Raw genomic sequence first — 8,037 nt, 5'->3', positions numbered from 1 at the left:
GATACGAAAAATATTTCATATATGCAAATATATAATGTTAATATTCAATAAGTTATAGTGATACACCATAGATATTGACGAGTAAAAGATTTAATGCGTCTGCCCTGTATCTACACCTAATTGCTGCATTTGGTTCAAATAAGCAACCACATTTTGGAACGAATTCGCAAAATAAGGATAGTCAGTATTGTATCCTAAAACTTTTATTTTTATACCATCAACTGACAATTTCCAATCACTACTACTGCGATAGCAAACACTCACTCTTCCACCAAACAAAATTGCCTCGCCACTGCTATACACATAACAACAAACAAGCTCTTTACTCTCTTGAATCTTCGAATTATCCAAAGACTTATCTATATTAGTGTCAACACCAATATATATTCCATTTTCCAATAAAATTGCTTTCATAATTACACTTTTAAAATTAAACTTATTGAGCAGAGTCGGCATTTCCCTATTCATTCCGACTCAGTTGCAAAAGTAATAACAATTTTCCATTCTACAAAACATTCCTATATCTTTTTGTAAAAAAGGATAGAGAAGGGGAGCCATCAGTTCTTCACCACCGTTCCCTTTCTGGCATTCACCGTAAAATTACCAAGGGATGTCTTGACTTTATACACGCCATTCTTCGATGATACCAGCTTTGCCGACATTCCCATAAAGCTAACGCCGCCGTCCTTCTTCTCTATGGTGTACTTTCCGAAAGGAGTAGCTACGATGATGTGTTGCTTGGTGTTTTCAACTACGCCATACACCGTGCCGGATGGAGCCTGCTTCACCTGCCCGGCTACGCTCTTTACGGCATTTGCCACATCGGTATTGTTACTCTTTGCAAAACTGGTTGTGGTCACAGCTAGTACCATCATCAACGAAATCATAATCTTCTTCATACTTTATTATATATTAAAAGGGTTATACTTCATGTTCCTCGTTCCACGAATCATTATCTTCTACCGCTTCCCGATTACGAGCGCAAAAGTAAGAAGATTATTTCTATCCGCCAAATATCCAAACTTGCCTTGTATGAAATGTCATTCTGTATGTACCAAATGACAAAGAGGAGGCGTCATAAGTCTAAATTACAGTTGGCGCATAACAGTTGAACACCGCATGCACATCACCTGTTGTGCATGCGCATATCAGCTGATATGCAAGCGCACAACAGCTGTTGTGCGACCGGAGATACGAACTAACTCAAAAACATATACTATCTTTTCTAACAACTTATACTATGTTTTCCAACAACATATCAGTAACATTCCAACAAACAAAAAAGGGTGAATCATTAACTTATGACACACCCTCTTTGCTAAAACCAGAACACAACTGATCTTATCTTATAATATTATACTCAAACTCATAATCCCCATTCTTCAGCCATTCGGGAACATCTTCCCCATTTTCCATAAGGCCTTCAATATGAAACTCCAGACTTTCCTTTGCTTCTTTTTGCAAAGCTTCAAAGGTTGGTGCTGTAAAAACCACCGCTCCTGGTACATTACTACCAAGAGAACCACCATAATTTCTGTCGCACCACGCAACGTCAACAATAATCTTTTCCATCATATGCTACTTTAGATTTTCCAAATCTCCCCCCACAATACATCATAGTTAGACCCGCTCCGTACCAACTCTTAGTCTCTGCATAGTTTGCAAGGTTTGCTGCAAACTTTGCAAAGAATTGGCATTAATCGTGTCTAGAGACAATGTTTCGACTACCAAACTTCTATCCCAATAGGTTCTTTGCCTGTACGTTCAAGACAACTATTCCTTACCAAGGTTTCTAGCTTTTCAACCATCTTACGCTTGGTTTCCTTAGAAGCATTCCAACGGCGCAACGCTTCTTCTCTTGTTAACTTTGTTGTATCCATACCTTTATTCCTCCATTTTTAGTTCGAATTACAATTGCAAAGATACTACATTCTAACGTAAACGCCAAAGTAAAATGAGAAAATCTTTATTTTATCGTATTGCATAGATTCCATCCCGTTCTATTCTTGATTTGAAGAAAGGATTCATGTTTTTGTGAATACGCACAACATCAACAGAGCACTTAAACAAGTCCTCTAAGAATTCTTTCAAATCGGCCAATAAAAAAGGATTAGGAGTTTCTGTTTCTACACAAATATCCAAATCACTTTGCTCTATTTGTTCATTTCGTGATACGGAACCAAAAATGCGCAAGGTCTTGATTCCAAAATCTTGAGTAATCTTGGAACTATTTTGCCTAATTATTGCTATATAATCTTGAACTGTCATCATAACACTTATCTTTTAATATCCAACCTCCCGTCAATATTTATAACCAAAATTCATATACCTACAAGTTTAGAATCTAGCGATAAAAACAAGAGGATTGAGAGGCCGGAATTCTCTGTTTTCTGCTCTATATTAAGAACAAGACCTATAGTTGTACGACTATAAAGTTACAGTTGTACGACTATACATGCTATGGTTGTACAACTGTAGAGTTATGGTTGTACAACTATAGGGGTTATAGTCGTACAACTATAGATTTTCCTCAACGGCATCATCTTGTCAAGAAATCACAAACACCTGATTATCAACAAGTTCTCATTTCTCTTCATATTTACGATATTCTCAAAGAAATAATAAGCGTCTGAAAATACGAGAATCTCAGGCAAGTTAATGTAAAGAAGATTCATTCTCAATAACGCCATATCACTACATCTTCGGGTAATTCTTGCAAATTATCTACTTTACCTTCCACCCATCAATGGTTCCCTCTTCGACGAGAAGTTGCAGCCTATCTGATAAATCTTTCTGCCATCTGCTGCATATTCCCTGTCATAGCCCATATCCTCTATCTGCTTCAGGGCTTCCTCTGCCGAACCATCACGCTTGAACTCGAAGATGTAGATATAATTCTGGGTCTCTACCACACAATCTACCCTACCTTCGCTTTGCTGCTTTGACCAGCATCAGGAACCCGCTTCGCACTTCATCATTCGGGAAATCCAGGAGATAGGAATCGGTATCCATATTCCAGTCTTTGATGGTAAGATAACCGCTCTGATAAATCATTGGCAATGGTGCTTCCACATCTGCCTTGTAGTCGATGAAACTACTCGTAGGATAAAACCTGTTCACCATCTCGTTGATGTTCTCATCAAAATGAGACAGCAAGCGAACAAGATAGGTTGGCGAACCGGTGCGGAACCAATAATCTGCCAGGAATAGCCAGAAAAAATAGCGAGACCGAAAAAGTTCAGCTGAGAAAAAACGAAAAGGCAGCTGCTGGCATCCTTCCAATGCCAACAACTGCCTTTCCTTTATTTATCTATGCAACTACTGTTTAAATTCTCTCAAATTGAAAGAAGAACCGCTTGTTAAGCGAATTTCTTCATATTAGTTCTTGCACCATACTCAGCGCATCCGGCAACGATCATTGCCAAAATCATACCTAATACCATCATAACTTTTATCCTTTCTCTATTTTTGTCTGATTACTTGCCGAGGCTAATCTTCTTGTTGACATTTACAACCTCTGCAAAAAGGGCAGCTACAACTGCCAGTGTCATTACTAATACCATCATAATAGTTATCCTTTCTTTACTTTAATTATTCGTTATTCAATCTTTTCGAGTGCAAAGGTAATGCCTTTTTGTGTACGCACACAATATTTTTGAAAAAACTTCAAGAAAGGGCCGTTTTCTTGATTTTCATCAAATTCTGTCATAGGAAACAGGGCAAAATGACATGTCAATCCAGGTTTTCTCAATCTTTAGAACACTCATATTTACGATGAAACACCAGGAGACAGAAGGCTCCAGCCAATGCCATCGGTACACCGATGAGCGCAGGGTAATTATATCCCAATCCCATCGCCACGGGGATTCCGCCCAAGAAGGCACCCAGGGCATTGCCCAGATTGAAGGCTGCCTGAATGCAGCAACCGCCTAGCATTTCACCACCCTCGCTGTGCTTCACAATGAGAAACTGCTCTGGCGAACCTATACCGAAAAGGCAGGCACAACTGATAAACATCATCGCTGCCGATACCCAACCGATATGCGACAGAAAGAAGGTAGCCAGCAAGGCTGCGGCAGCCAGGAACTGCAGATAGCAGGTAAAGCGGCCCGGCTTGAATCTATCTGCCAGCAAGGCACTCACCTGATTTCCTACCACCATTCCCAAACCGGCAAGAATCATCAATACCGAAATTGATGCCGCATGGAAACCGCCGTTCATCTGCAAAAGCGGAGAGATGTAACTGAACCAGCAGAGAATACCGCCGTTGCCAAGGAAAGTAGCAGCGATGATAAGCCAGGGAGCCAGATGGCGCATAAACCGGAACTGCGCCTTCATACCCTTGTTAGGCAGAGCCTCTACATCAGGAACCCACTTGTAAATCATATAGAGCGTGATGACGCCCAACGCCACCGATATGAGAAAAGGCACTCGCCAGGAGATGGTATGACTCAGGAAGGTGCCCAGCGGAACACCCAGCAGATTGGCAAACGGCATACCGGCACACATCATCGCCACCGCCTTGGTACCCTTTCCCTCCTTTGCCATCTTCACCGCCACGATGGTAGCCGTACCGAAATAGGCACCATGAGGAAGTCCCTGGATGAAGCGGGCACAAAGCAGAAGCCCGTAACTAGGGGCTATCGTAGCGATGATGGCTCCCAGAATCACTAGTGAAGTAAGAAACAAGAGTATATTCTTGGGGCGATACTTATGCATCAATATCAGCGAGAAAGCACCGGCGCATACACCCAGTGCATAGATAGAAATGAGATGACCAGCCTGAGGGATGGACACATTCATGTTGTGCGCCACATCGGTGAGAATTCCCTCAATAATAAATTCTGCGATGCCCAGGGTAAATGTACCCAAGGCGAGTGCAAACAATCCTTTTTTCATACGTTAATTATCCTTATCTTTTTATCCTAAGTTTGTTTTCAGGGTGCAAAATTACAAAAATCTCTACACATATAAATGATAAGAGGGCAAAAACTTTGCCCTTTCAAGATTTATTAGTAATTTTGCACTCAAAAATAAAACGAAGAGGAATAAAGCGGATGCTGGATCCTCTTTCATCATCAACAATAAAGTAGAATGCCTATGCTGAATATTGCAGAATATTTTCCAATTACCGACCCTACGCTGATCTTCTTCGTAGTGCTCCTCATCATCCTCTTTGCCCCTATCATCATGGGTAAGCTCAGAATCCCCCATATCATCGGAATGGTACTGGCGGGCGTGCTTGTCGGCAAATACGGACTGAATATCCTGGAGCGAGATGCATCTTTCGAGCTGTTCGGCAAGGTGGGACTCTACTACATCATGTTCCTCGCCGCCCTGGAGATGGACATGGAGGGTATGAAGAAAAACAAATCCCGACTGCTCATCTTTGGTCTGCTCACGTGCTTCACGCCGTTTCTCCTGACCTTCGGCATGAGCATCTGGCTGCTGCATTATTCCACCAGGGCATCGTTTCTGCTGAGCTGCATCATGGCTTCCAATACCCTGATTGCCTATCCGATTGTTTCCAGATATGGTCTGCAGCAGAAACCGAGCGTCACCCTGAGCGTGGGTTCCAGCATGCTTTCGCTCCTGATAGCGCTCATTATGCTGGCAGGTCTCGTCGCCTCGTTCTCCAGTCATGATGGTCTGCAGTTCTGGGTACTCTTCACCGCCAAGTTTGCCGCATACTGCGGAGTGATGATATTCCTGATACCGCGACTCACGAGATGGTTTCTGCGCAGGTACAGCGATTCGGTGATGCAGTTTATCTTCGTGATGGCGATGCTCTTCATGAGTGCCACCCTATCTCAGATAGTAGGCATCGAGGGCGTGTTCGGTGCCTTCTTCGCAGGTCTTATATTAAATAGGTATATCCCGCACGTATCTCCGCTGATGAACCGACTGGAGTTTACGGGCAATGCCTCTTCATCCCTTACTTCCTCATCGGTGTGGGTATGCTCATCAATGTGGGTCTGCTTTTCCAGGGCAGTCATATCCTTTGGGTCATCTTCTGCATCGTGTTCTTCGGAACCTTGGGAAAAGCCATCGCAGCCTATGCCGCCTGCTTCGGATTCCGGTTGCCGCTGTCATCGGGTCACATGATGTTCGGTTTGACTTCTGCCCATGCCGCCGGCAGTATCGCCATGGTGATGGTGGGTATGAACCTCCTGGTGGGTCCGAACACCTATCTGGTGAACGATGACATGCTGAATGGTGTGGTGATGATGATTCTCTGCACCTGCGTCATCTCTTCGATACTCACCGACTGGAGTTCCAGAAAGATTATCCTCCGCGACAAGGAGCTTCCAGATGCCGAGGATACCAAGAAAGCAAGCGATGAGAAGATTCTCATACCGGTGAAGTATCCGGAATATGCCGATAATCTGATGAGCCTTGCCTTTCTGGTGAGAAACCAGAAGCTGAACAGAGGACTGGTTTGTCTGAACGTGGTGTATGATGACAAGGATATGCGATACAAGCAGGAACAGGGCCGACAGCTGCTGGACCATTGCAGTCAGTTGGCTGCAGCCACCGACGTGATGACCCAGACGCAGGTTCGCATCGCAGCCAACATCGCCAATGGCATCAAGCATGCCTTCAACGAGTTCCAATGCTCCGAAATCATCATCGGCATGCACATGCACCCAGAGATTTCGCCTAAGTTCTGGGGAGAGTTCCATCAGAGTCTCTTCAATGGTCTGAGCCGTCAGATTATCATGGCTCGCATCAAGCAGCCGCTCAATACCATTCGCCGAATACAGGTGGCTGTGCCATCGAGGGCAGAGTTTGAACCAGGATTCTACCGCTGGGTAGAGCGATTGGCGCGACTATCCGGCAATCTGGATTGCCGCATCCAGTTCCACGGCAGGGAGGAGACCCTGGCACTCATCAATGAGTACATCACCAACCGCCACCAGGAAGTACGTGCCGAATACACCCTGATGCAGCATTGGAACGAGATGCCTCAGCTTGCCTCCCACATGAGCAAGAACCATCTCTTTGTGGTGGTGACAGCCCGCAAGGGAACCGTTTCCCACAAGTCGGCATTAGAGCGATTGCCGGAAGAGCTAACCCGCTTCTTCTCGGGCACCAACCTGATGATTATCTTCCCTGACCAGCACGGAGATTCATCGGGCAATGTACTGACATTTGCCGAGCCTCAGCACCAGGAAGAAATCAGTGCCTACGTGGCATTCAACCAATGGTTCAAAAAGAAATTCAGAAAATAAAGAGAAAACAAAGGATACTAAAAAAGGTCGCCAACATGCTGGCGACTTTTTAGTATCATATTTACTTCGTATTCAAAACCAACTTCTTGGCTCTCATCTTTTCGCCAGCCACCGAAAGCTCTATCTTTCCTGGCTTATCGCCTGCTCTCAATATCACGAGAGCGGAACCCTGGAAGAGATTGCGCTGGATGGACTTCTCCAACTGGATCTTTCCGATATGAAGCTCATCAGATGCGATGTTTCCATTATCCACCGCCACGATATTCGCATCGCCCTTCACGGTGAAAGTCAACTTATCGAATGCCTTAGCATCCTTCACGTTCAGTACTCTTCTGCCCTTCTTATCTACTGCATAGATGTGAACGTGCATCAGATCCTTACCGTCAGCATGCCAGGTCTCCATATCCGGAACCAGCTTCAGAGCCACAGCCCGCCGACTTCTCCTTCTGGTCGTTATGACCGAACTCACAGATCACATAAACAGCAATTAAAATTTCATTCTCCTTTCACAATCACCAGAGCATACTCATAATCAGCCACTTAAGTGTGAAAGGAGAATTCTCTGAAACAACAATAATAATCAGCAGAAAGGACTATAGATATAAGGAGAAGGCAACTTAGTCTAAAGGAGAAAGCAACTATCACAAAAGGAATAGAAAGGCTCAGGGCAGACGCATTAAATTGCGCTGCCCTCCAAAAGTTTTGACAGGTACTCTTCATCCCAGCCTGCCTTCAATCTTTTCAGGTTGAGACTTCCCTTGGTCGCCTTGTCATTTTTCAAGATGGAGAGGGCCATTTTGCTTAT

Annotated in this window: 7 protein-coding genes and 2 pseudogenes; 1 reads left to right on the top strand and 8 read right to left on the bottom strand. The window is 44.1% G+C overall.

What is annotated here, in order from left to right; translation table 11 throughout:
- Nucleotides 1-90: 90 nt before the first annotated feature.
- From DW830_RS14795 to DW830_RS14765, 7 genes and pseudogenes are all read right to left on the bottom strand, one after another.
- Nucleotides 91-414 (bottom strand): hypothetical protein, encoded by a 324-nt coding sequence (locus DW830_RS14795; protein ID WP_147487282.1) that lies wholly within the window; start codon nucleotides 412-414, stop codon nucleotides 91-93.
- A 143-nt stretch (nucleotides 415-557) separates the two neighbouring features.
- On the bottom strand, nucleotides 558-899 hold the full coding sequence (locus tag DW830_RS14790; protein ID WP_119250423.1) for a hypothetical protein: 342 nt from the start codon (nucleotides 897-899) through the stop codon (nucleotides 558-560).
- A 442-nt stretch (nucleotides 900-1,341) separates the two neighbouring features.
- Nucleotides 1,342-1,572 (bottom strand): hypothetical protein, encoded by a 231-nt coding sequence (locus DW830_RS14785; protein WP_158573518.1) that lies wholly within the window; start codon nucleotides 1,570-1,572, stop codon nucleotides 1,342-1,344.
- A 152-nt stretch (nucleotides 1,573-1,724) separates the two neighbouring features.
- Complete coding sequence (locus DW830_RS14780; protein WP_119250421.1) at nucleotides 1,725-1,880, bottom strand: protein tyrosine phosphatase; 156 nt, start codon at nucleotides 1,878-1,880, stop codon at nucleotides 1,725-1,727.
- A gap of 91 nt (nucleotides 1,881-1,971) precedes the next feature.
- A complete protein-coding gene (locus DW830_RS14775) occupies nucleotides 1,972-2,271 on the bottom strand; it encodes a nucleotidyltransferase family protein (RefSeq protein WP_119250420.1) in 300 nt (99 codons plus the stop codon).
- A gap of 453 nt (nucleotides 2,272-2,724) precedes the next feature.
- A pseudogene (locus tag DW830_RS14770) lies at nucleotides 2,725-3,204 on the bottom strand (PD-(D/E)XK nuclease domain-containing protein); the annotation flags it as partial.
- A 543-nt stretch (nucleotides 3,205-3,747) separates the two neighbouring features.
- Nucleotides 3,748-4,899 carry an MFS transporter gene (locus tag DW830_RS14765; RefSeq protein ID WP_119250419.1) on the bottom strand — a complete coding sequence of 384 codons (1,152 nt, stop codon included), beginning with the start codon at nucleotides 4,897-4,899 and terminating at the stop codon, nucleotides 3,748-3,750.
- A gap of 201 nt (nucleotides 4,900-5,100) precedes the next feature.
- Here DW830_RS14765 and DW830_RS14760 point away from each other — a divergent pair.
- Nucleotides 5,101-7,232, top strand: a pseudogene (locus DW830_RS14760) (cation:proton antiporter).
- Nucleotides 7,233-7,293: 61 nt separating this feature from the next.
- On the opposite strand, the gene DW830_RS14755 reads toward DW830_RS14760, so the two are convergent.
- The gene (locus DW830_RS14755) at nucleotides 7,294-7,659 is read right to left on the bottom strand and encodes a hypothetical protein (RefSeq protein WP_119250418.1); all 366 of its coding nucleotides are present in this window, start codon (nucleotides 7,657-7,659) and stop codon (nucleotides 7,294-7,296) included.
- Nucleotides 7,660-8,037 lie beyond the last annotated feature (378 nt).

The sequence above is a fragment of the Prevotella sp. AM34-19LB genome (assembly GCF_003468525.1).
Taxonomy (GTDB): domain Bacteria; phylum Bacteroidota; class Bacteroidia; order Bacteroidales; family Bacteroidaceae; genus Prevotella.
Note: the sequence above shows the minus strand (reverse complement) of the source record. Positions and strands in the feature narration are given on the sequence as shown.